Origin of the sequence: Mucilaginibacter sp. UR6-1, assembly GCF_020880975.1 — a bacterium.
Lineage (GTDB): Bacteria > Bacteroidota > Bacteroidia > Sphingobacteriales > Sphingobacteriaceae > Mucilaginibacter.
In genome coordinates this window covers 1,218,083-1,240,134 of sequence record NZ_JAJIWP010000001.1, presented here as the reverse complement: position 1 = coordinate 1,240,134, position 22,052 = coordinate 1,218,083, and the positions used below count along the sequence as shown (strand labels likewise).

The window sequence follows — 22,052 nt, the reverse complement described above, 5'->3', positions numbered from 1 at the left end:
ATATCGGCGGTGTCCACCTCTTCCCATTCCGAACAGAGAAGTTAAGCCCGCCAGAGCCGATGGTACTGCGGTAAAACGTGGGAGAGTAGGTCGGTGCCAAACTTTACAATCAGCCCCCTTCAGCAATGATCGGGGCTTTTTTTATGGATAACTTTTTTCATAAATATACTTTGGTAACACGAAAACTACTTACAAGCAGTTTGAATTCATAACCTTATATAGCCTTTTATATCATTCCACATCTTAATATGTACATTTCAGACTCATTATTGTACACAAAAGTTTCGCTCAGCAAATAGGTAGGTTATTTTGTAGCTATCTTTACAAATGTTCCGTACTTATCATCTAAAGTGGTGTTTCATCATGATCGGCATTCTGGCTTTCGGAACGCTGCTTATGCGCCCAGGCTTTTTCAGGGTTAATAATTGGCCTCAGTATACCGTTCATGGTGTTTCTATCACTATATCCATACTAAGCTGCTGGCTTGTACACGGGCGGTTTAAAAATGCACAGCTTCCCCGTTACTCTGTTTACGCCAAGGCTATATTGAGTATTTTTTGTGCCATGGTAGTTTCCGGAATATTGAGCTATGGTTTAACTTATCTGATTCCGTCTGAATACTTTTTCCCGGAAAGTAAATTGGGTTACGGCTACATTGGCTTTTTACGCCGGCTTGTAGGCTCTTTCTTTTTAAGTATGGCTGCTTATATTGTAATTAACAACCTTGATACCAGCGAAAAGCTGCAACAAACAAAACTGGAGAACGAGCAATTTAAACAAGCCCATCTGCGTGCCCAGTTATTATCGTTGCAACAACAAATAAGTCCGCATTTTTTATTTAATTCATTGAGTACGCTAAAAACTATCGCTACTGATGGCGATACTAAAAATTTTGTAGTACAACTTTCACATGTTTATCGTTACCTGCTCAATTTTAGCGAAAGGCAGGTATCGCGCTTGTCGGAAGAGTTGGCATTCATCAATTCATACCTGTACATACTGCACCAGCGCTTTGATACCGCGCTGATAGTTTCCATAAATGTTCCCGAGCGATTTATGAACTATATAATTCCGCCATTATCATTACAATTATTGGTTGAAAATGCTATTAAACACAATGCTATATCACCTGATCAGCCGTTGTTATTAACCATCAGCATCAATCAAAATGATGAAATGGTTGTTGAAAATAATTATCAGCCAAAAAATGTACCGGCGGAAAGTACAGGCCTGGGCCTGCAAAATATAAGCGACCGTTTCCGGTTGATGTTTAATAAGGAGATCAGGATTGATAATACCAATGATAAGTTTAGCGTAACCCTGCCAATAATCAGCCATGAACATTATCATCATTGAAGATGAACCGCTTACAGCCAAAGATCTGAAAACTATTTTGACGGCAATTGACCAGGATATCAACGTTTTGGCAATCTTGTCTTCAGTAGCAGCTTCAATTAAATGGTTGCGTGATCATACAACACCCGATCTTATATTTTCAGATATTCAGTTAGGTGATGGTTTAAGCTTTGAGATATTTAAGGAGGTTGCAATTACTGCCCCTATAATTTTTTGCACTGCGTTTGATGAATACGCCATCAACGCGTTTGAGTCTAACAGCATCGACTATTTACTTAAGCCGATAGAAGAAGACAGGGTGCAAAAAAGCCTGCAAAAATACCGGCTCATAAAGCAGCACTATAACGGCGGATCATATGAAGGTAATTTGCAGAAGGCGATATCGCAAATAACCCATACTTATAAGCAATCAATTTTAGTGTATTACCGCGAAAAGATCATTCCTGTAAAAACAAATGATATTTGTTTGGTGCATGCAACAAATGGATTGGTAACGTTATACGCGCTGTACGATCAGCATTATGTAACACAATATACTATTGACCAGTTAGAAACTATGCTTGATCCGGCTCATTTTTTTAGAGCTAACAGGCAGTTCATGGTTAACCGCAATGTGGTGCAAAACATTGAGCACTATTTTAACCGCAGGCTGGTAGTACATACCCATTGTTCATCACCCGAAAAAATCATCATCAGCCGATTAAAGGCTCAGGATTTTTTGCGCTGGATTGAGCAATGAGTTCAAGAATTATACAAACCGCTTGAACGGGCTGGCATTTCAGGTGCGCTTTGGTACATTTCGGTTTTTATTTTGATCCGTTCATTTACATAAAACACAACGGCATCCTGTATCAGGATAGTTTTGCAGCATCGGTTAACTAACCGTTGTGTTATGAACAGGAAAATATTAATTATACTAATTGCTTTACTGCCGTTTAAGGTGATGGCCCAGCCCAACTGGTCATTAAAGGCTTGTATTGAATATGGGTTGAAAAATAACCGTAGCAATGCAGTGTATGCTAATGAAAAAAAAATTGCCGATGCCCAGGCCAAAGAAGCACTTGCTGATTATCTGCCTAAATTAAGCCTTACAGGTACGCTCGACAATAACTTAAAAGTTCAGGAAACGGTTATACCAGCGGGTGTGTTCGGCCCTGAAGATCAACGGGTGGCTTTTACAAAAAAGTATAATACCAACGGGGTTGCGCAGGTTGATCAAACCATTTACGATCAATCATTACTTACCGGCCTAAAAGCCAACAGGTATAATGTACGGCAGGCAGGGCTAAATCAGCAACAAAATGATGAGGCCATTATTTACAACATCAGTACCGCCTATTATCAGATAATGGTTTATCGCGAGCAATTATCATTGCTTAAAGTAAACACCGAAACGTATAGAAAGCAAATAGAAGTATCAGCCCTTAAAGTTAAAAAGGGCGTTGCCCTGCAAAAGGATCTGGATAAGGTTACTGTAGATCTGAATAATGCCTTGTCGCAGATCAGGGTTGCCGAAAGTAACCTTACCCTTGCCGAAAATCAACTTAAATATGAGATGGGTTACCCTATAACCGATGCTTTGCAGGTTGAAGGTAATGAGGTTATTAAAACTACAGCTAATGTTGATGCGATCATTGGCACAAGCCGTTTTTTGGCAGCCAACCGTACCGATTATCGTATAGCAGAGGTAAATACCAAATTGCTTGAAATAGATGAAGATCGGATAAAGGCCGGTTTTTTACCTAAGCTTACAGCATATGCACGCTATGGCGCCGTAGGTTTTGGCGATCAGCTTAGTCCTGCATTCTCGGGCATGTCTACCTATTCGGCCGTAGGTTTAAAGTTAACGTTCCCCATTTTTGATTTTTTTAAGCGTAATGCGCAATACAGCCAGGCTAAATACAAACGCCTTAACGCCCAGGAAAATTTGAAGCTTAACGAAGGTAAGTATCAGCTTGAGTATGAAAATGCCCGAACCAAACTGGTAAAGGAGCAAAGCAATGTTGATAACAACCGCCGTAATATTGAACTGGCACGTTCAGTATTTGCCACAACCGATCTGCAATTTCAAAAAGGTACTACTGACCTTACCGATTGGCTGAATGCCCAAAACTCTCTTAAAGAAGCACAAAATAATTACCTCAGCTCATTATACCAGTTCTATCTGGCAAAAATTGACCTGGAGAAGGCTGGCGGAACATTAAAAAATTTTTACTCGGCTCTATAAATCAGCAAATGAAAACTAAATATATCGTAATAATTGTGGTTGTCGTGATTGTGGGCCTGATCGCCTATAAGCTCTCTGTCAACAAAAAAAAACTCAACGAAAAAAATAAGCCTGTTGAGATTACCAATGTGCGGATTCCTGTTAAAGCGGCATTAGTTACACAACAACTGCAGGAAATTAATATTATGAAAACCGGCAATCTGGCTCCGTTCAAGGAGGCTAAGGCAATTGCAGTAACCGGTGGTAATTTATTGGAGCTACGCTTTGAGCTGGGCGATCATGTTACGCAGGGCCAGGTTTTGGCGCTGACCGATAACCGCTCGGCGCGGCTTGAACTGCAAAAAGCAGAAAGCAATGCCGCTAAACTAAAAAATGACCTGAACACCTACACAGAACTGCTGCAAGGTAAAGCCGCCACGCAGGAAAAGGTGAACGAAATAAAGCAAAACTATCTGGATGCCGTAAACCAGGTAAATCAAACCCGTAAAAACCTCAACGATGCTGCTATAAAAGCGCCAACCAGCGGCATTATATCGGCCAGGCCGGTTGAGCAGGGTGAGTTTGTAAATGCCGGTGCCGAGGTTGCTACAATTGTAAACCTGTCTCGGGCCAAGGTACAGGTGTACCTGACCGAAGCTGAAGTATACCTGGTAACGCAGGGGCAAAAGGTGAAGATTACTACGGATGTTTATCCGGGCAGGGTGTTTAATGGTAAGGTAAGCTTTATTAGTCCGCAGGCTGACCAAACGCATAATTACATGGTTGAAATTATGGTTGATAATACCCAAAGCTCCCTGCTGCGCTCGGGCACGTTTGTTTATACTGATTTTTCAAAAAAAACCACGCAAAAGGTGTTAACCATACCGCGCGAGGCATTAACCGAGAGCGTAAAAGATGCTGCCGTGTATGTTATTCAGAATGGTACAGCACATCGCAAAACAATACAAACAGGTGCTGAAATGGGTGGCTTGATACAAGTAACCAACGGCCTTAACGCAGGCGAGCAGGTGGTAACCTCCGGGCAGATCAATCTGAAGGATGGTACACCGGTAACCGTATCAAAATAACTTTAACAGAGTATGTCAATACACCGCGCTGCCTCCAGGCTATCATCAGATGCGATGATCATCATCATGATCGTGATACTGATGGTGGCACAGGCAGGTCTTAAAATTAAGGTTACCCGCGCGGTGCTTCATCATAAAAATACGCATCCATGTCAATTGCAGAAGTAGCCGTAAAGCGGCCATTATTGATCATTGTAATATTTACCGTGCTTATATTGTTTGGTATTATAAGTTATACCAGCCTTAATTATAAGCTGTTGCCAAATATTGAGGTAGCAACTGTATCGGTTAGCACAGTTTACCCGGGTGCTTCGGCTGCCGAGGTTGAAACATCCGTAACCAAGAAACTGGAAGATGCCTTTGCTTCGGTTGAAGGATTGGATCAGATCAACTCCACCTCACAGGAAGGAGTATCACAGATCACCGTTCAATTAAAAGCCGGTACCGATGTTGATAAGGCCGAGCGCGATATTCAGCGAAAGGCTGACCAGGCGCAGAATGATCTGCCTGACGATATTGACCGCCCCGTGGTTAACAAGATCAATCTTGAAGAAACACCGGTAATTAAGGCCGGTGTTACCTCAACCCTCGCCCCAAAAGCTTTGTATGATATGGTTGACCAGCAACTGCAGCCTGTACTGCAAAATGTTACCGGGGTAGGCCAGGTAAACATTATTGGTGGTGATGAAAGGCAGATACAGGTAAACATTGATCAGGGCAAGCTGAGGGCTTACGGCCTCAGTATTACCCAGGTTACTGATGCGGTTAATAATGCCAATCAATCCTTCCCGGCAGGTAGCATCGAAACAAAAAACCAGCAGGTATCTATTCAGTACGATGCCAATGTTAGCTCGGTTGAGCAGATACGTAATCTCATTGTTCAGCAAAGGCCCGGAGGCGGCAGTGTATATCTGCGCGATATTGCCGAGGTGGTTGATGCTACGGCTAAAGAAACCGCCATCAATCATATCAACGGGGTACCATCCATCGGTATACAGGTAATTAAGCAAACCGATGCCAATGCCGTTAACGTTAGCGAGGGAGTAAAGGCCGCGTTTGCAAATATTGAGCAGCAATACAAAGCACAGAACCTGAAATTCACCGTTTCCAGTGATCAGTCTACCTACACCCTGCGATCTGCCGACGCGGTAATGGAGGATCTGATATTGGCTATTGTGATTGTAGGTGTGGTAATGCTTGCCTTTTTGCATAGCTTCCGCAGCTCCATGTTTGTGATGGTTGCGCTGCCATCATCTATCATACCTACATTTATTGCCATGTACCTGTTAGGGTTTTCGCTGAACCTGATGACACTGATGGCCATGTCATTAGTGGTAGGTATTTTGGTGGATGACTCCATCGTGGTGCTTGAAAATATTTATCGTCACCTCGAAATGGGATCTGACCGGCGCACCGCCGCGCTTGAAGGCCGTAACGAGATAGGGTTTACCGCAATGGCCATAACCCTGGTGGATGTGGTGGTATTTTTGCCCCTGGCATTATCAGGCGGTATTATCGGGTCGATACTAAAGGAGTTTTCGCTGGTGGTGGTTATCTCTACATTGATGAGCCTGTTCGTATCGTTCACGGTAACGCCCATGCTGGCCAGCCGGTTCGGCAGGTTGGAGCATCTAACAAAAGCTACTTTATGGGGCAGGCTTAACCTGGGCTTTGAGCATATTATTGATGTGGTTAAGGAGCAGTATAGCAAAATGCTGCATGTGGCATTACACAAAAAGCGCTGGTTGCTATCAGGGGTTATTGTGCTGATATTGGGCTCATTAATGCTGATAGCAAAGGGTTTTATCGGCGCCTCATTTATACCATCCGGTGATCAGGGCGAACTACTTATAAAACTTGAACTGGAGCCCGCGGCATCCATATACCAAACTAACATGACCACCCAGCAGGTTGAGAAAAAGATAATGGCAAGGCCCGAAGTTGAAAAAGTATTTTCGAGCATTGGCTTTGTAAGCGGTGGTGTAGTAGGAGCCGGTAATAACAGTAACCGCGCCGAGCTTACCATTACTTTAAAGGATGCTAAAGAACGCAGCCTGACCGCTGAAGAGTTTGGTGTATTGATGCAGCGCGAAATAAGCGAAGCTATACCCGGTGTTAAAGTTACCTCATCGCCAACATCAATTACAGGCAATGCCAGCCAAGCACCTATACAAATTGCCATAAAGGGTATTGACCTGAAAGCGGTACGTAGCGTTGCCGAACAATACCAGCAAATGGTGGCAACGATACCCGGTACGCAGTTTGTTGAACTATCGGTAAAAGACCGCAAGCCACAGGTAGAAGTAAAACTTAACCGTGATAAAATGACTTTGCTGGGTATTAATGCCGGGCAGGTAGGTGCCGCTTTGCAAAACGCCTTCAGCGGTAACGATAAAAGCAAGTTCAAGCAATCAGGCAATGAATATGATATATTGATAGGGCTCGATCGTTACAACAAATCAAATATAAATGATGTACGCAATCTCCCTTTTATTAATAACGATGGCGAAACATTTGTATTAAGCCAGTTTGCCGAGGTTAAAGAGGGCTTAGGCGAAAGCGTTTTGCAGCGTAGTGACCGTATGGGATCAATTACCGTGAACGCCAACATAGCAGGCAGGCCAACCGGTACTGTAGCCAATGAAATTAAGGCGAAGGCCACAAAAATTAAAGTACCGCAAGGCATAAGCATTGAATACCTGGGCGATGTAAAAAACCAGGCCGACGCTTTTGGCAGCCTTGGCCTGGCACTAATTACGGCAATACTGTTGGTTTATCTCATCATGGTAGCGCTTTACGAGAGTTTGATATACCCCTTTGTGGTACTCTTTTCTATCCCGGTAGCGCTTATAGGTGCTTTGCTGGCATTGGCTTTGGCTATGGAAACGCTCAATATATTCTCCATTATCGGTGTGATTATGTTATTGGGTTTGGTATCAAAAAATGCCATCCTGATAGTGGATTTTACCAACCAGCTTAAAGAAGAGGGGCGTGAGGTAACCGAAGCGCTTATTGAAGCCGGTAAGGAGCGTTTACGACCCATATTGATGACCACGCTGGCCATGATACTTGGTATGCTGCCTATTGCTTTGGCAAGCGGTGCAGGGTCAGAAGTTAAGAATGGTATGGCCTGGGTAATCATCGGTGGATTGACCAGCTCCATGATCCTGACCTTGTTTGTAGTTCCGGCTATGTATCTCATCATTGAAAAACTGAAAAACCGTTTCTCAAAAAATAAGACAGATGTACAACCGGCCGTAAGTTAGCCCCAAAAATCAACCTTGTATATAGCCGGTTAAAGGCAGGTAATAAATAAGGCATTGCCGCGCCTGCCTTTTCCCGGCATTTTATCACCACACTTACACAATGTTTATGAAGATCCGCCACATTTTTATTTTGGTTTTACTGTTTGCAGTAAAAGACATTTATGCCCAAAACACCGCCGACGCGTATAAAAAGAGGATGACAGATTCCATTAAAAACTTTTACCTTACCGAAGCGGCCATACGTAACCCTACATTACGCCAGCTTACCGTAACAACCGATTTTATTGGCGGCAGCGATATTACCAGCTACCTGCATGGCAACAAACTGTTGGACGGAAAACTTAATCAGCGCCGTACAACAGCGCTTTTTAACCTGCCGCTAAAATCATGGGGTAAAAATACGATTACAGCCTCATTTAGTATGTTTCACCAAAGATTTCAGTTAAATGATGTAACCACATACCAGGATAACCTGCCTGATTTTGAGGGCAGGGTGGTAAATAAATTTACCGTAGGTTTTACAGGCAGCTTTTTACGCATCGACTCACTGTTCGGGCATCCGGTAGTTTATACTGCCAGTGTATCAGGGTTAACCAGCAGGGCAAGCTCTGTACAAAAAATGAGTTATTTGGGTGGTATGATATTTACCATTAAACAAACACGCAATATGCGGTCGAGCGTAGGTTTGCTGCTTAATATTGATCCATCAATTAATGTACCTGTAGTGCCCTTGTTTACTTACTGGCGCAAATTTAATAACGACATTGAACTGAATATCAATATGCCACAGCAGGTATCGGTACGTAAAACACTATCGCCAAATTTATGGGCAAGTTTCGGTACTACGCTTTCGGGGTCGATCGCGTTTTTCAGGCACAATAATCCGGAACTGCCCCGTGATGGCAACTACAGTACCATCGACCTGAAAACCGGGCCGGGGGTTGAATACCGGGTGAGTAAAAAAATAATATTAGGCTTTAGCACCGGTTTACTAACCAACCTGCAAGCCCGTGAGTTTGAGCTTAATCAAAACGCAGGCGATTACTTTTTACGTAACAAAATAAACCCATCCATGTATTTCAACTTTACGGTTTCGGTATTGCCGTTTTTTAGGCTATAAAGTATTACATTATAATATTAATCAAGTACTACCGGCTTGTATTTGGGCACCAATAATTTAATCAGGCTCCAGGCAACCAAATAAGCTATGGCTGATACTGTAAATACTATGGTATAGCCTGTTTCAATATGGCCAAGCGCTTTATAATGATCAAACAAAGCACCGCTTATTTTTGATACGAATACGCCACCTAAACCACCTGCCATGCCACCCATACCTACTACTGAGCCAATAGCCCTTTTAGGGAACATATCGCTAACAGTAGTAAAAATATTAGCGCTCCACGCCTGGTGAGCCGCCGCGCCGATGCCGATAAGAAAGATAGGTATCCAATAGGAGATACCTCCCAGCGGCTGCGCGGCTAAAATAGCTAATGGAAAAAGCGCTATGATGAACATGGCCTTAATACGCCCCTCAAAAACATTATAGCCTTTTTTAATAAAGTGCATGGGCAGCCATCCGCCGGTGATGCTGCCTATCATACTTAATGAATACACAGTTGCAAGGGGTATCATAACACCTTCGCCCACTATATTGTATTGTGCTTTAAGGTATGCCGGTAACCAAAATAAAAAAAACCAGAATATGCCATCGGTAAGCATTTTGCCAAATATAAAAGCCCAGGTTTGTTTATATCCTAAAAGCCTTAACCAGGTAACTTTGCTTTCAGCAGCTCCCTCTACCACTTCCAGTTCATCGGGCTGAATTTCCCGGTCGCTGTTAATATATTCAAACTCTGCAGCGCCGAGGCGCTTTTGCTTTTCAGGTTTTTCATAAAATATCAGCCAGAATATCAGCCACAGAAAGCCGCAGGCACCAATCAAAACAAATGCCGACTCCCAGCCCCAGTTGGCGTAGATCCACGGTATGGTAAGCGGTGCCAGTACAGCGCCAATATTAGCGCCCGAGTTAAATATACCGGTAGCGAACGACCGTTCTTTTTTCGGAAAATACTCTGCAATAGCTTTTATTGCCGCCGGAAAGTTGCCCGCCTCGCCAAAAGCAAGTAGTACGCGGCTCACAATAAAACCCGTTACTGATACTGAAAATAACGAGATACCTGCCCAACCCAATAATGTAGTAATGCCCTCGCCAATGGGAATTGATAAGGCATGTACCATAGCCGCTAATGACCATAAGATGATTGCCCAGCCATAACCCCACTTGGTATCAAGCCAATCAACAATACGGCCTGCAAATAACATACTTACCGCGTAAGCGAATTGAAAAACGGCGGTTATGTTGGCATAATCGCTATTTGTCCATTTAAATTTCTCTTCAAGGTAAGGTTGCAGCAGGCTAAGCACCTGCCTGTCAAGGTAATTTATTGTAGTGGCCACAAACAGGAGAGCGCAGATCGTCCACCGGTATTTTCCGGCCGGTTTAACAGCAAGTTGATTCATAGGTATAATTTTGGTTATAATTGGTTTGGTAGCTGATGTATGTAGAAATATTTAATCCATTTTGTTTATTGATCTGTATGTTGTGATATATTATTCATTTGCCGGTTTGCCAATGGTAGCCAGTAAGCCGCCATCAACATAAATGATCTGCCCGTTTATAAAATTACTTGCATCGGATGCCAAAAAAATGGCTGTACCTGCCAGATCCTGCGGGTCGCCCCAACGCCCGGCAGGCGTGCGGCTGATAATAAATTCATTGAACGGGTTACCATCCACCCGGATGGGGGCGGTTTGGCTGGTTGCATAATAACCGGGGCCAATGCCGTTAACCTGTATGTTGTGTGGTGCCCATTCGGTAGCCAGGTTGCGGGTTAGCATTTTAAGGCCGCCTTTTGCCGCGGCATAAGCGGTAACGTTGGTGCGGCCCAGTTCGCTCATCATCGAGCATATATTGATGATCTTGCCGCTGCGGCGGGCAATCATGCCTTTAGCAACCAGGCGGCTCATAATAAACGCGCCAACAAGGTCAACATCTATTACGCGCCTAAAATCCTCTACCGGCATATCAACAGCTAATACCCGTTTAATGATGCCCGCATTATTCACCAATATATCAATAGGGCCATGTTCAGCTTCCATTTTAGCTACGTTTACAGTAGCCGCGGGTTCATCGGTAACATCAAAAATATATCCTGATGCCTCGTACCCCTGGGCTTTATAGTGTGCCAAAGCATCAGCAAGTTTAGCGGGGGTAGTGCTGGTAATGATCAGCCTGGCACCGGCTTTTGCCAGCCCCTCGGCCATGGCCATACCTAACCCGTGCGTACCACCGGTTATTACGGCTGTTTTTCCTTTTAAACTGAATAGTTGCATATGTGATGTATTACTTTAAACCGGCTGTGGGCACAGCATCCATATCGCCATAATCCAGATTTTCACCGGCCATACCCCATATAAATGAGTAGTTGCTGGTGCCACAGCCCGAGTGTATGCTCCATTCCGGACTGATCACGGCTTGGTTGCCCTGCATAAAAATATGCCGTGTTTCATGCGGTTGCCCCATAAAGTGGCTTACCGTTTGTCCCTCGGGCAGGTCAAAATAAAAATAGGCTTCCATACGGCGGGTATGCGTGTGCGAAGGCATGGTATTCCAAACGTTGCCTTCATGCAGTTCGGTAAGCCCCATCTGTAGCTGGCAGGTTTTAACTATGCTGTTAACAATCAGTTTATTGAGCGTTCGGCGGTTAGCTGTTCTTTGCTCGCCAAGCTCTATCACCTCGGCATCAGTCTTGCTTACTTTTTGTGTAGGATAGGCGTGATGCGCGGGAGCCGAGTTGATGTAAAAGTATGGCTGCTCGTCTGCACTTCGTTCAAAAATAACCTCCTTAACGCCTTTGCCTACGTAAAGTGCTTCTTTTTTTGAGAGTTCGTAAACAACGCCGTCAACCTTTACTATGCCTTTGCCGCCAACGTTAATAATGCCTAACTCGCGGCGCTCTAAAAAATAGTCAGCCTTTAATTCGTCAATGGTTTCGAGCACAAGCGGTTTGCTTACAGGGAAGGCGCCGCCAACTATATACCTATCATACATGGTGTACACCAGGCGTATGGTATCATCCTCAAAAAGGGTAGGTATTAAAAAATGCTCACGCAATTTTTCGGTAGTATATGTTTTTACATCTTCGGGATGATGCGCGTATCTGAATTCTGAAATGGTCATGTATAATTTTATGTAGATGATTATTTAAGTTTACTGTTTTATGCTTACTGCTAACGGATGCGCTATTATCTGCGCTTGTTGTTTCAGCATAGCTTCCCAATCGGCACTGTGTTTTATTTGTCCGCTTTTTTGCCAGGCAAAACCGGCATAATAAATCACTTTACCCGCTGGTTTGGTAAGCACAAGCAGGTTACTCTGATCGGGTGTTTTGCTTTTATTGGCAAACGCTTTTTGTACCACATCCGGCTTAATTACTATGCCCTCGCCAATGTATACGTTATCAATATCTTCGTGATGACTAAATATGCCTTGCGATGTATTTATGCTTGTATGCCCCTCATTTTTATGTAAGGTGATGCCGATAGTATAATTTGGCAGCGGTTTGGCCGAGGTATAAGTTATCTCAAACTTGCTGAAATTGCTGCCCACATCAAGTGATATGTGTTTGGTTTCAGTTACCTGGTAAGGGCCATATGGGGCATAAGTGAGTTCAAAAATTGTACGTAAGGGGCCATCGGCTATGGTTTTATAGGTTACAAAGTTTTTTGAAACCTGCAAGCTGTCATTCACCCATATACCTGTACCGCCTGTACCCCGGCTTGCACCCACATGGTAAGGATCATAACCTTCACCATGATCGGTATGGTAAAAGCCCGGATCAGTAAGATAGCCTTTATACCATTTGTCAATTACCGGTTGGGTAGTGCGTTTAAGCCACAGGTCAATGCCGCTGCTCAGTGTGCCGTTCTCCAGGTGCTGCTCTGTTCGGCGCTGCGCGTCGGGGCCATAGGTGCGAAAGGCTACACGGTCATTCTCCCAGGCATAATCGTCTGTACGTTCAGGCACAAAGCGCGAGTAGGCTGTTACCTTGCTTTCGGGTTGTATTATTGTACCATCAGCTAACAGGGTATAGGCTGTATTACCGCCCGCAGGCACACTGGCTACAAACAATAATTCATCGGCTTTGCCATCGCTGTTATTATCAACCCATTGCAGCGGTTCAATATTGCCGGTTTGTTTGTTTTGTATACGAATGTCTGTTTGTATTTTTCCTTTAAGGAATTTACTGATGCTTTTTACTTCGATGCTTACTACTTCGTTGCGTTGAATGGTGAGCTGGTTTTTTACCTGTATACCAAGGGTTTGCTGTGCATTCGCTTTTTGACAGGCAAATAATACCGGGGCGAATGTGATTAGTAATAATTGTTTAATACGCATTATTTAAGCTTTTGATAACGCATCAGCGCTTCTACAAAATAATAGTCGCCATAGCTAAGCGGTACGTCAATTTCGGTTTTGTTGGGCATATTGCCTACGCCGTGTTTTAATAAAAAACCGCCGTTTGTGCCTTGCTCTGCAAAGTATTCGGGGCTTGACAGGGCTGTAAGTATAGTTTTAGCCGCGTTAACATATTTTGCCGACAGCTCTTTATCAACATATCCACTTAATTCAATCAGTGCCGATGCGGTAATAGCGCCTGCTGACGAATCGTGCAGGGCGTTAGGTATGCCCGGTGCCTGGTAATCCCAGTAAGGGATCAGGTTTTTAGGCATGGTAGGTAAGGTTAGTATGTAATTGGCAATGTGGTTTGCCTGTTGCAGGTACTTGTCATCCTTTGTTTCACGATACATTACGGTATAACCGTATAAGCCCCAGGCCTGGCCCCGCGCCCACGAGGAATTATCGGCAGTACCCTGCGCCGTGATGCGCTTGGTTGCCTTGCCGGTATTTTTATTGTAAATCACAACGTGGTAGGTGCTATAGTCGGGCCTGAAGTGGTTTAGCATGGTAGTATTAGCATGGTTTATGGCGATGCTTTTGTAAGTGCTGTCGCCACTGAATTTGCTGGCCCAAAACAGCAGTTCCAGGTTCATCATGTTATCAATGATCACGGGCATCTCATCAGGCCCGGCATTATTCCAGGGTGCACTATCCCATGATTGTATGCACTTTGCTGCCGGTTTGTACCGGGTAATAAGTGATTTCGCGCTCTGCATCAGCACATCCTCATATTCCTTTTTTGGGTTGAGCCTTTCGGCGTTGCCAAAACTGCAATACATCATAAAGCCCAGGTCATGCGTGGTTTTATTATACTGCTCGCGCTTCAGGTCTTCAAGCACAGCCAGGGCTTTTTCCTTCAAGTGTGGCGCGTTCTGCGCTTCATCAAGGTATAGCAGTGTACCCGGAAAAAAGCCGCTGCACCACCAGTCGGATCCGCTGGTTTCCAATTGTTTTTTATTGGCGTGATATGTTTTTGGGTATTTACCGGGCTCAACCTGCGCTGCCAGGTATTCATAATGTTTAACGGCTGCCTTTAAGGCATCTTCGGGCTGCTTGCTCACTTCGTCGCGGCTTTTGCATCCGGCAAGAGCAATAAGCAGCAGCGCTGTTTTAGATAGATGTTTTATCATTGCAGAAACTTGTTAAGTTCAATAACACTTACGGGCTGTGCCGCAACATCGGCTTTGCCCTCACCATCAACCTGTGTATTCATTTGCATAAACAGATGTAGTTTTTGGTGCGTTTTCCATAGTTCAGTATCATAAGTAGGTTCCCATGAGCCAACACTGCCTGAGGTTATATCCTCAATTTGCCACACATTTGCGGCAAGGTTATGGCTTAACGCCATTGATGCCTTGCTGCCACGCTCGGCATCCCTGAATATCAGGGCTGCCGAAAGCCGGCCCTTACTATTCCATGCAATAATTTGCGGGCGCGATACCGGTATGCTTTTAGTACCAAAGCCACTTAAACTGAAAGCCGTTTTTCTAAAATCCAGATCAGCTACTGCCCAACGGCCCTTGCTCAGGTAAATAATATGGTATTGCGGTACAGGATCGCCTTTTTTACAATAATAAGTGGCAATGTACGGATTGCTTTTATCATCGGCAAACATGCTGGTTTGATTTATGAGCTGGCTTTGCCGGGGTATATTGCAGGCATATTCAGCGGTAGCGGCTGTAATGGGCAGTTTGTATTTTTTGCTGTTCGAGCGTTGCCAGGTTAGCCCGCCATCGGCTGATCGCGCGTAACATATATCGTGATTGCTGGCTACATCAGGGCTTTCGCGCCACACCCACGATAGATGAATAATTCCTTTTTTATCAATGGTAGTTTGCCAGTAAGCATTGCGTTTACCCTCGCCGTCTATCAGGTTATCCTGCACGCGTATCCACTTTTTTAATTTCAGGTCATACCTATTAATGGCCAGGCTGCCATTACCTGATTTGCCATTTCGGTACAAAAAAAGCAGATCGCCGGATGGTATGCGGTAAAATTCAGGGTAGCTTACCTTATCCTCGCCATCGCCTGTCATTATAGTTTTGGCACTAAGTTCAAGGCTGCCCGGTTTAACGCTTTTGCAATAATTTAAAGGCTCATTATGCAGTCCCCAGGCAACGTGCAGGTAGCCATCGCCATCAACCATTATGCTGATACATTTATGAGCGTCTGCCGCGTCGCCGGTATAAGGCGTACGTAAGGTTTGCCATTGTGTTGCGACCAGTTTGCGTTTTGCCAGCACCATATACTGCGCAGTATCATAATAAGCGGCGTATTGTTCATCCTTAAAACTTACCAGCGAATTTTTACGGAAGATGACTGTGTTAACCGAATTGTTTGCCCAGCCATCAGTAGCTATTACACTGCTTTGGGCATATCCCAGGCTGGTAATAAAAAGTACTGTTATTGATGTAAGTAAGGTTTTAATGTTTATTGTGATGCCCGTCATAATAAATTATTTTTTGATCTCAAGCGCGTGGTCAGCATCGGCATTTTGCCCCGACCAAATTTTTACGGCTGTCCACGGCTCCGGTGTGGATGACCAGAATTCATCGCTTTCGGGCAGGCCGAGCGGTAAAAACAGGGTTGAGCAGATGTACAGGCTACCTGTAGTAATATAAAAATCGGCCAGGCCGGGCTGCTGCCCATATAAGCCAATATTAAGCCAGCCGCCTGTAAAGGTTTTAGGTGCGCCAAGTGTTTTAGTAATCACTGCCGTTAAGGCGCCCCTAACCTGTGCCGCCGATAAGTTTTGAGGTAACTGTTTAGTATAAGCCATGTTAGCCAGGTGATGAAACACTCCGCCGCGATATACAATTGATCGGCCCAATGCAGGGTAGCTGCCATCGGTATTAATAAGGCGCTCTAATATCTGGGCGTAGCGTTTGCCCGCGGTAAGTTCAAATTGCTGTTGCTGTTGGTAACGTTTGTTTTTTAGGCTGAGCACATCAAGTATCGTGCTTAAAAAGGGATGTATAACAATACTATTGTAATAGTCGAGGTTAAAGCTCATCCCGTCCGAATATAAACCATCACCCACATACCAGTGTTCGGTAAATTCACGTATGGCATATTCTGTACGTACCGCATCATAAGGCAGGTCGTACCTGCAAAAAAAGGTTTCTATCATGGCACTGAATAATATCCAGTTGCTATAAACGGGTATAGTATTGCGGGTAGTTTTAAAAGCATCTATCAACTGTTGCTTTACTTTTGGTGTTGAGTTCTCCCAAAGCCAGGGGCAGCGTACCAGGGCATAGGCCAAAAACGAAGCATCAACAAGGGGTTGCCCGCCGCTCCATTGCATATGGTCATTCGCTTGCGAATCAACCGCGTTGGCAAGTGCCTTAATGGCCCATGTACGGTATTGCTTTCGTAACGCCACTTCATCTTTGTTACCAACCTCCAGTTGCAGCCATGGCGCTATTCCGTTCAGTGTACGGCCAAACGCTTCAAGGTAAGCTACCTGTGTTCTTGATGTCCGGTTATCGGTATTATCGGGCAACTTTACGGGCATGGTTTTTTTTAACTGATCGTTGCCGAGATTGTACATAACCGGACGGGCTACTTTATCCATGTATTGCAGCCATAGCTTACGGTCTGCCGGTCCGCTGCCTTTTTGCTGTGCTAAGGCAGATGAAAAGCACAGTATCAGAACAAATAATAAAAATAGGTAGCGCTGCATAAAAATCGGTTCAATAGGTATCATTACACACGCCACAGCAGGGGCAAGGTAATATTGGTTAACTGCAATGGCAATTTAGCACGAAAAAGCCAAATGCTAAGTAACCATTTTGATGCAATGCACGCAGGGGGTAAATAAGTAATTTAAGGAGGGGGGTATGGTATTAAAGCAAAAGGTTTAACTGAAATTGCCATACGATTGTCTGTTTTGAGTCAGCACTGTATCAGGCTTTTAAAATATAGCAAATTGTTTAAAATGTTTTGCTGAGGTTTGCGTCTACAACGGTATAAACATCAAATATCACGGTTATGGAATACGATCTTAACTTAGCATTACAGGGAGGCTGCCCGGCAGTTATACCTCCCTCAACAGATACTGAACAGGAGCTGGCTATCCTGTTTTTAGATATACGCAATTTTACCGGGCTTATGGAGTCGCAAAACGCGCAAACCGTGATCCAGATTGTAAGACGATTGTTTACCGGCTTTAACCAGATCGTTAAAAACTTTAGCGGCCGTGTAGTTGAAGTAGCGGGCGATAACCTGTATGCTGTATTTGGCCTGCAAACTAACCTGCGCGATGCTGTTAATAACGCCTATCAGGCAGCCAAAACCATGTTTCAAACCGTTGAGTTGTTTAATGAGGCTTATGCCGTGCCTTACTACGGTAATCCGTTACAGGTAGGGGTAGGCCTGCATTCAGGTAAAGTATTTGTTGGCGAATTTGGGTTGAATGCCCCGGCGCAATTATCTGTTATGGGTTTGCCGGTTAACATTGCCGCGCGATTGCAAGCCAAAACCAAGGAACTAAATAATGATATGCTGATATCAGAAGACGCTTTTAAGCATATTGAAAACGGCGAGATACAGTTTGATCAGCAAACCATCCGTTTACAGGGCATATCATATGGGCAGCAAGTGCGCCTGGCCGGTAAGCCATACAACGGAGGCAATTTACTGCCGTCATCATCATCAGATCTGGATTATTTGCTGGCCATAGCCGGTTGATAGATAGTTTATTAAATACTTGTTAATATATTATATAGTTTAACCAAAAAGGGTCTGAATATTCAGGCCCTTTCTGGTTAAATGCGTGTTGGCTTATCCTTTGCTCACAATATCACGTACCATTTGCCTTAGTTTTAAACTTGTTGTACTGCTTTTTTTAGGCTGAGTGCGTGTAAATATTATACCTGTGAGGTGATGCTTTGAATCCTGCCAGGGGTGGGTGCCAAATAATCCGGGGCTGCTGCTCTCAAGCACATTGCCCGAGCCGTCAACCACATCAAGCCAGTTACCCATACCGTAGCGCACCTCTGGCATGGGGTAGGGCGAAAACGGATTTGACGGGTATGGCGTACCTTGAATTTCGGCGCCTTTGGTTTGGTCGCTCGTCATCAGTTTAACAGCTTCGGCGCTGAGCACCTGCTTGCCGTTATAAACGCCCTTGTTTACTATCATCTCTAAAAAGTTAAGATAATTGTTGGCGTTGGTGCGTGCCCCGCCGGCAATTAAAGGGTTGGCTGTGCTCATTTTTAAGTAAGCTACGCTCATGTTGCATGGTGTACCTATCTTTTCGTTAAACAGTGTCTGCCACGATTTGCCTGACACCACCTCGGCTATCCGCCCGCCTATTTGCATGCTGGTACTGCCGTAGTTAAAGGCTTTTCCGGGTTGATTGATCAGCGGAGTATAAACGGCTATCGAATCAACGGCCTGTGCCAGCGTTATGTTTGGCTGATATTCATATTTGTCGCGCAATTCATCCGAGCCCTCATCGCCGCCAAAACCGGCCGTATGGCTAAACAATTGGCGAATAGTGATATGACCTTTATTATGCTGACTGAATAACGGGAGATATTTACCAATGCTGTCATCCAACGATAGCTTATGCTCATCAACCAACGACATGATAACCGATGCCGACAACCATTTGGATGCCGAAGCTATGGGCAGTACAGTTTTGTCGGTTATGCCTATTTCTTTCCTATAAATCAGTTGGCCATCTTTTTTGATGAGTACAACTACATGGTTATTATAGGCGGCAAGGTTATCCTGCAAATAACGGTCAACAGTTGCGAAGTCATAAGCCCCGGTTGAGCCCGTTGGTATCTGCGGTTCATCATGATCACTGCACGATAAAAATATCAAAGCCGCCGAAAGCAGTATTAATGGTAATAGTAATTTTTTCATGGTCAATAGTGTTTACTGCTTTTGGTTCATTTCCTTCAGTTCCTGTTTCATCTCCTCCTTAAATTCGAGGTATTGCTTGTACTGATCGTCGTTCAGTACGCCTTTCATCTTCTTATTACGGTCGGCATTTATGCCCTTGAACTTTTTGAGCTTGGCAAATTTGCCGGATGAAGATTTTTTAAGATCAGCCAGACTGATCAGGTAAGCCGAATCAATGGCGCGAACCTCAGTAACCTGTGTTGGATTGAGGTTAAGCCTGGCGCGATTATCTTCAAAACGTTGTTTTAACTCGGTTCGCTGCCCGGTGCTTAGTTTTTTATTTTGAGCTTTTGCCGGGATGGCTGCCGCAAACAGGATGAGCAGTGCTACGATAATTGTATTTTTCATAATGTTTAAAATGTAAAGTCGATAAATTAATAAACAATAACCCGGGTACGTTTTACAACCACAGGGCGCGCTACCAATACGGGCCTCAGCACCAATGGTCTTACAGGGCGAACTACCGTTACCGGCCTTACGGCGCATAGGCGGGTTTTGGTTACCACCCGGTGCACTACGTGCTGGGCTTTTAATGTAATGCTGCTCAGCATAACTACTGCCAGCATCAGGATCATCTTTTTCATACAATAAAAAATTTAAGTTAATATTGATGGTATGACGATGTAAAACCACTTGTGGCATCAGCATTAAGGGTAAAACTGCATGATAGGCGGGTGAATTTGCCCTGAGTGGCGATGAAGTGTGAGCTTGATATAACATCAGCGGTTCATCCATTCCTTAAATTCAGGCACGCGTGCTTTGCTGATGAGTATGCGTTCGGGTGGTTCAGGGTTTATTTTCACTAATAAGCGCCCGTTAAAAAAAAATTCAACCTCCTTTATAAAACTGCGCTGTACAATAAACTGCCGGTTTGCCCTGAAAAATTCTTCCGGGTTAAGCTGTTGTATTAACTGCTCCATAGTTTGGTCAATAGTGTAACGGCTATTATCAACGGTTTGCGCGTATACTGCTTCATTAGCGGTATAAAACCAGGCTATGCCTGTCGTTTCAATCGGCAATAACTTATTACGGTAATGCACCAGGAACGATCGTTTATAGGTTTTATTGAACTGACCTATCTGCTGCAACAAACTGTCTATTGCTATTACGGGTACCTGCTGCAAGCTACCGGTAAGCTGCCGGTATTTATTCAACGCCCGGCCAATCTCCTGCTCATCAAAAGGTTTGAGTATATAATCAATGCCGTTGTTTTTAAAGGCATCGAGGGCATAATCATTATACGAGGTAACAAATATTACCGGCCGGGTGAGGGATACATTTTTAAATATGCTGAAAGAGAGGCCATCACTCAAACGGATGTCCATAAAAATGAGTTGGTAGGCATGGCTGTTTTTACCAAACCAATCCGTAGCCTCCTCAACCGAATTAAGTACCGCCACTACACTTATACCCGCGTCAAGCTGCGTAAGCAGGCGTGCTAACTCGCGGGCTATAACGGGTTCATCCTCAACAATAACTATTTGCAGTGGTGTGTTCATTTTTAAGCAAGCGGGAGTTTTACAATAAATTGCCGGTCGGTTTTTTCAATAATGATCTCTGTTTGCAGCATAATACGATAACGCTCGGCCAGGTTATATAAGCCAATGCCGGTGCTATGTTCGTCAGTAAAGGCCACGGGTTGCAGGTTGTTGCTTATAATAAGCATGTCATCAATAATATTAATGCTTACTGTTAGTGGTTTTTTACTTGTGGTGGCGTTATGTTTGCAGGCATTTTCGAGCAGGGGTTGTAAGGATAGGTGCGGTATTTTGCGATGCAGATAATTTGCCGGTACATCTATCTGCAAAACAAAAGCATCCTCAAGGCGTATCTTTATCAGTTCGGCGTATGATGACAGGGTATCCAGCTCATTACCAAGCGTAACCAGCGTAGTGCCCGGCTTATTGAGCGCGTATCTGAACACTTTAGCCAAATGGCTGATGTATTGCTGTGCCATGCTGCTGTTCTCTTTAATCAATGCCGATAAACTGCTTAACGAATTGAAAAGAAAATGCGGGTTGATCTGCTCTTTTAACAGTTCCAATTCGGCCACCAGGTAGGCGTTGCGCAGTTGTTGGTTATCCCGCTCGCGGCGACGGCCATCGCGTAGCAGCAACATTATTTTAATGATGATACCCGACAGCAGCGTACTGAACATGAACCTGCTGAAGTTGCGTATCCACAACACCCGCCTAAAGTGATGGTTCCCGGTAAATAACCTGTATTGCAAAATATCGCACATTATCAGGCAGACTAAAAACAGCACCAGGGTGAGCAGTATGTAGCTGAAATATCGTTCTCGTTCGCGCAGGGCCGAGAGGTAACGGCCGGGGGTAAGGTGCAGTATAAACAATAGGTAACAATACGCGCCAATGGTAGTAAATTGAAATAGTACCTCCGTAGCATCAAACCGCCAGTATTGGGCAACAATGGTATTACGCGCGGCAAGCAGGCGCACGGCCGAAAACAAAAGCGCGATAAGCAAAGCACTGTACAGGCTGATGCGTTTTTCGGTTTTGTTCATCCTTTAAAAATAGTACAATAACTTACACTATGGCGCTAAATATAGGGCGAAGCTGCAAAATATAGCGTTGAAGTTTTGTTTATGCGCATAATTAAAGCATAACACGGCAGGTTATATTGTGGTTAAATTAAAAATGTATATTTCGTGCTTTGTTTAATTGTAATTCAAACTT

Annotated in this window: 20 protein-coding genes and 1 rRNA gene; 9 read left to right on the top strand and 12 right to left on the bottom strand. The window is 44.2% G+C overall.

All coding sequences use genetic code 11. From position 1 onward, the window contains the following. From rrf to LJ707_RS05225, 8 genes are all read left to right on the top strand, one after another. Positions 1 to 102 (top strand): 5S ribosomal RNA (gene rrf / locus LJ707_RS05260); the annotation flags it as partial. A gap of 462 nt (positions 103 to 564) precedes the next feature. Then, positions 565 to 1,356, top strand: a complete 792-nt coding sequence (locus tag LJ707_RS05255; RefSeq protein WP_228949747.1) for a sensor histidine kinase — start codon at positions 565 to 567, stop codon at positions 1,354 to 1,356. After that, the gene (locus LJ707_RS05250; protein WP_228949746.1) at positions 1,337 to 2,095 is read left to right on the top strand and encodes a LytTR family DNA-binding domain-containing protein; all 759 of its coding nucleotides are present in this window, start codon (positions 1,337 to 1,339) and stop codon (positions 2,093 to 2,095) included. Before LJ707_RS05255 ends, LJ707_RS05250 begins: the two co-directional genes overlap by 20 nt. A 153-nt stretch (positions 2,096 to 2,248) precedes the next feature. Then, the gene (locus tag LJ707_RS05245; protein ID WP_228949745.1) at positions 2,249 to 3,583 is read left to right on the top strand and encodes a TolC family protein; all 1,335 of its coding nucleotides are present in this window, start codon (positions 2,249 to 2,251) and stop codon (positions 3,581 to 3,583) included. An 8-nt stretch (positions 3,584 to 3,591) separates the two neighbouring features. Continuing rightward, positions 3,592 to 4,650 carry an efflux RND transporter periplasmic adaptor subunit gene (locus LJ707_RS05240; protein ID WP_228949744.1) on the top strand — a complete coding sequence of 353 codons (1,059 nt, stop codon included), beginning with the start codon at positions 3,592 to 3,594 and terminating at the stop codon, positions 4,648 to 4,650. A 12-nt stretch (positions 4,651 to 4,662) separates the two neighbouring features. Beyond that, entirely contained in the window at positions 4,663 to 4,818 is a 156-nt protein-coding gene (locus LJ707_RS05235; RefSeq protein WP_228949743.1) for a hypothetical protein, read from the top strand. Further along, the gene (locus LJ707_RS05230; protein WP_228949742.1) at positions 4,800 to 7,916 is read left to right on the top strand and encodes an efflux RND transporter permease subunit; all 3,117 of its coding nucleotides are present in this window, start codon (positions 4,800 to 4,802) and stop codon (positions 7,914 to 7,916) included. Before LJ707_RS05235 ends, LJ707_RS05230 begins: the two co-directional genes overlap by 19 nt. 100 nt (positions 7,917 to 8,016) lie before the next feature. After that, positions 8,017 to 9,036 carry a DUF6268 family outer membrane beta-barrel protein gene (locus LJ707_RS05225; protein WP_228949741.1) on the top strand — a complete coding sequence of 340 codons (1,020 nt, stop codon included), beginning with the start codon at positions 8,017 to 8,019 and terminating at the stop codon, positions 9,034 to 9,036. A gap of 17 nt (positions 9,037 to 9,053) precedes the next feature. Here the strand turns inward: LJ707_RS05225 and LJ707_RS05220 are convergent, their stop codons facing one another. The 7 genes from LJ707_RS05220 to LJ707_RS05190 form a co-directional block, all read right to left on the bottom strand. Next, positions 9,054 to 10,439 carry an MFS transporter gene (locus LJ707_RS05220; protein ID WP_228949740.1) on the bottom strand — a complete coding sequence of 462 codons (1,386 nt, stop codon included), beginning with the start codon at positions 10,437 to 10,439 and terminating at the stop codon, positions 9,054 to 9,056. 90 nt (positions 10,440 to 10,529) lie between these two features. Then, a complete protein-coding gene (locus LJ707_RS05215; RefSeq protein ID WP_228949739.1) occupies positions 10,530 to 11,312 on the bottom strand; it encodes a gluconate 5-dehydrogenase in 783 nt (260 codons plus the stop codon). Positions 11,313 to 11,322: 10 nt separating this feature from the next. Further along, the gene (gene kduI / locus LJ707_RS05210) at positions 11,323 to 12,159 is read right to left on the bottom strand and encodes a 5-dehydro-4-deoxy-D-glucuronate isomerase (RefSeq protein WP_228949738.1); all 837 of its coding nucleotides are present in this window, start codon (positions 12,157 to 12,159) and stop codon (positions 11,323 to 11,325) included. A 30-nt stretch (positions 12,160 to 12,189) separates the two neighbouring features. Next, positions 12,190 to 13,377, bottom strand: coding sequence for a DUF4861 domain-containing protein (locus LJ707_RS05205; protein WP_228949737.1), 1,188 nt, complete (start codon positions 13,375 to 13,377; stop codon positions 12,190 to 12,192). Further along, a complete protein-coding gene (locus LJ707_RS05200; RefSeq protein WP_228949736.1) occupies positions 13,377 to 14,570 on the bottom strand; it encodes a glycoside hydrolase family 88 protein in 1,194 nt (397 codons plus the stop codon). Before LJ707_RS05200 ends, LJ707_RS05205 begins: the two co-directional genes overlap by 1 nt. After that, positions 14,567 to 15,889 carry a BNR repeat-containing protein gene (locus tag LJ707_RS05195; protein WP_228949735.1) on the bottom strand — a complete coding sequence of 441 codons (1,323 nt, stop codon included), beginning with the start codon at positions 15,887 to 15,889 and terminating at the stop codon, positions 14,567 to 14,569. The genes LJ707_RS05200 and LJ707_RS05195 overlap by 4 nt, the downstream gene beginning before the upstream one ends. A gap of 6 nt (positions 15,890 to 15,895) precedes the next feature. Beyond that, entirely contained in the window at positions 15,896 to 17,125 is a 1,230-nt protein-coding gene (locus LJ707_RS05190; RefSeq protein ID WP_228949734.1) for a DUF2264 domain-containing protein, read from the bottom strand. Positions 17,126 to 17,433: 308 nt separating this feature from the next. Between LJ707_RS05190 and LJ707_RS05185 the strand changes: the two genes are divergently transcribed. Then, positions 17,434 to 18,132, top strand: coding sequence for an adenylate/guanylate cyclase domain-containing protein (locus tag LJ707_RS05185; RefSeq protein WP_228949733.1), 699 nt, complete (start codon positions 17,434 to 17,436; stop codon positions 18,130 to 18,132). 93 nt (positions 18,133 to 18,225) lie between these two features. Here the strand turns inward: LJ707_RS05185 and LJ707_RS05180 are convergent, their stop codons facing one another. The 5 genes from LJ707_RS05180 to LJ707_RS05160 all read right to left on the bottom strand — a co-directional run bounded on the left by LJ707_RS05180 (position 18,226) and on the right by LJ707_RS05160 (position 21,880). Next, entirely contained in the window at positions 18,226 to 19,317 is a 1,092-nt protein-coding gene (locus LJ707_RS05180) for a serine hydrolase (protein WP_228949732.1), read from the bottom strand. Between the two features lie 12 nt (positions 19,318 to 19,329). Further along, on the bottom strand, positions 19,330 to 19,704 hold the full coding sequence (locus tag LJ707_RS05175) for a hypothetical protein (protein ID WP_228949731.1): 375 nt from the start codon (positions 19,702 to 19,704) through the stop codon (positions 19,330 to 19,332). A 26-nt stretch (positions 19,705 to 19,730) separates the two neighbouring features. Then, the gene (locus tag LJ707_RS05170; protein WP_228949730.1) at positions 19,731 to 19,940 is read right to left on the bottom strand and encodes a hypothetical protein; all 210 of its coding nucleotides are present in this window, start codon (positions 19,938 to 19,940) and stop codon (positions 19,731 to 19,733) included. A gap of 135 nt (positions 19,941 to 20,075) precedes the next feature. After that, positions 20,076 to 20,855: a LytTR family DNA-binding domain-containing protein gene (locus tag LJ707_RS05165; RefSeq protein ID WP_228949729.1), complete on the bottom strand. Its 780-nt coding sequence runs from the start codon at positions 20,853 to 20,855 to the stop codon at positions 20,076 to 20,078. Between the two features lie 2 nt (positions 20,856 to 20,857). Then, a complete protein-coding gene (locus LJ707_RS05160; protein ID WP_228949728.1) occupies positions 20,858 to 21,880 on the bottom strand; it encodes a sensor histidine kinase in 1,023 nt (340 codons plus the stop codon). Positions 21,881 to 22,052 lie beyond the last annotated feature (172 nt).

What these genes read in the sequence shown, in the direction of transcription:
- LJ707_RS05255 (WP_228949747.1), top strand. Translation starts at nt 565, where the DNA reads ATGGTAGTTTCCGGAATATTGAGCTATGGTTTAACTTATCTGATTCCG.
- LJ707_RS05250 (WP_228949746.1), top strand. Translation starts at nt 1,337, where the DNA reads ATGAACATTATCATCATTGAAGATGAACCGCTTACAGCCAAAGATCTG.
- LJ707_RS05245 (WP_228949745.1), top strand. Translation starts at nt 2,249, where the DNA reads ATGAACAGGAAAATATTAATTATACTAATTGCTTTACTGCCGTTTAAG.
- LJ707_RS05240 (WP_228949744.1), top strand. Translation starts at nt 3,592, where the DNA reads ATGAAAACTAAATATATCGTAATAATTGTGGTTGTCGTGATTGTGGGC.
- LJ707_RS05235 (WP_228949743.1), top strand. Translation starts at nt 4,663, where the DNA reads ATGTCAATACACCGCGCTGCCTCCAGGCTATCATCAGATGCGATGATC.
- LJ707_RS05230 (WP_228949742.1), top strand. Translation starts at nt 4,800, where the DNA reads ATGTCAATTGCAGAAGTAGCCGTAAAGCGGCCATTATTGATCATTGTA.
- LJ707_RS05225 (WP_228949741.1), top strand. Translation starts at nt 8,017, where the DNA reads ATGTTTATGAAGATCCGCCACATTTTTATTTTGGTTTTACTGTTTGCA.
- LJ707_RS05220 (WP_228949740.1), bottom strand. Translation starts at nt 10,439, where the DNA reads ATGAATCAACTTGCTGTTAAACCGGCCGGAAAATACCGGTGGACGATC.
- LJ707_RS05215 (WP_228949739.1), bottom strand. Translation starts at nt 11,312, where the DNA reads ATGCAACTATTCAGTTTAAAAGGAAAAACAGCCGTAATAACCGGTGGT.
- kduI (WP_228949738.1), bottom strand. Translation starts at nt 12,159, where the DNA reads ATGACCATTTCAGAATTCAGATACGCGCATCATCCCGAAGATGTAAAA.
- LJ707_RS05205 (WP_228949737.1), bottom strand. Translation starts at nt 13,377, where the DNA reads ATGCGTATTAAACAATTATTACTAATCACATTCGCCCCGGTATTATTT.
- LJ707_RS05200 (WP_228949736.1), bottom strand. Translation starts at nt 14,570, where the DNA reads ATGATAAAACATCTATCTAAAACAGCGCTGCTGCTTATTGCTCTTGCC.
- LJ707_RS05195 (WP_228949735.1), bottom strand. Translation starts at nt 15,889, where the DNA reads ATGACGGGCATCACAATAAACATTAAAACCTTACTTACATCAATAACA.
- LJ707_RS05190 (WP_228949734.1), bottom strand. Translation starts at nt 17,125, where the DNA reads ATGCAGCGCTACCTATTTTTATTATTTGTTCTGATACTGTGCTTTTCA.
- LJ707_RS05185 (WP_228949733.1), top strand. Translation starts at nt 17,434, where the DNA reads ATGGAATACGATCTTAACTTAGCATTACAGGGAGGCTGCCCGGCAGTT.
- LJ707_RS05180 (WP_228949732.1), bottom strand. Translation starts at nt 19,317, where the DNA reads ATGAAAAAATTACTATTACCATTAATACTGCTTTCGGCGGCTTTGATA.
- LJ707_RS05175 (WP_228949731.1), bottom strand. Translation starts at nt 19,704, where the DNA reads ATGAAAAATACAATTATCGTAGCACTGCTCATCCTGTTTGCGGCAGCC.
- LJ707_RS05170 (WP_228949730.1), bottom strand. Translation starts at nt 19,940, where the DNA reads ATGAAAAAGATGATCCTGATGCTGGCAGTAGTTATGCTGAGCAGCATT.
- LJ707_RS05165 (WP_228949729.1), bottom strand. Translation starts at nt 20,855, where the DNA reads ATGAACACACCACTGCAAATAGTTATTGTTGAGGATGAACCCGTTATA.
- LJ707_RS05160 (WP_228949728.1), bottom strand. Translation starts at nt 21,880, where the DNA reads ATGAACAAAACCGAAAAACGCATCAGCCTGTACAGTGCTTTGCTTATC.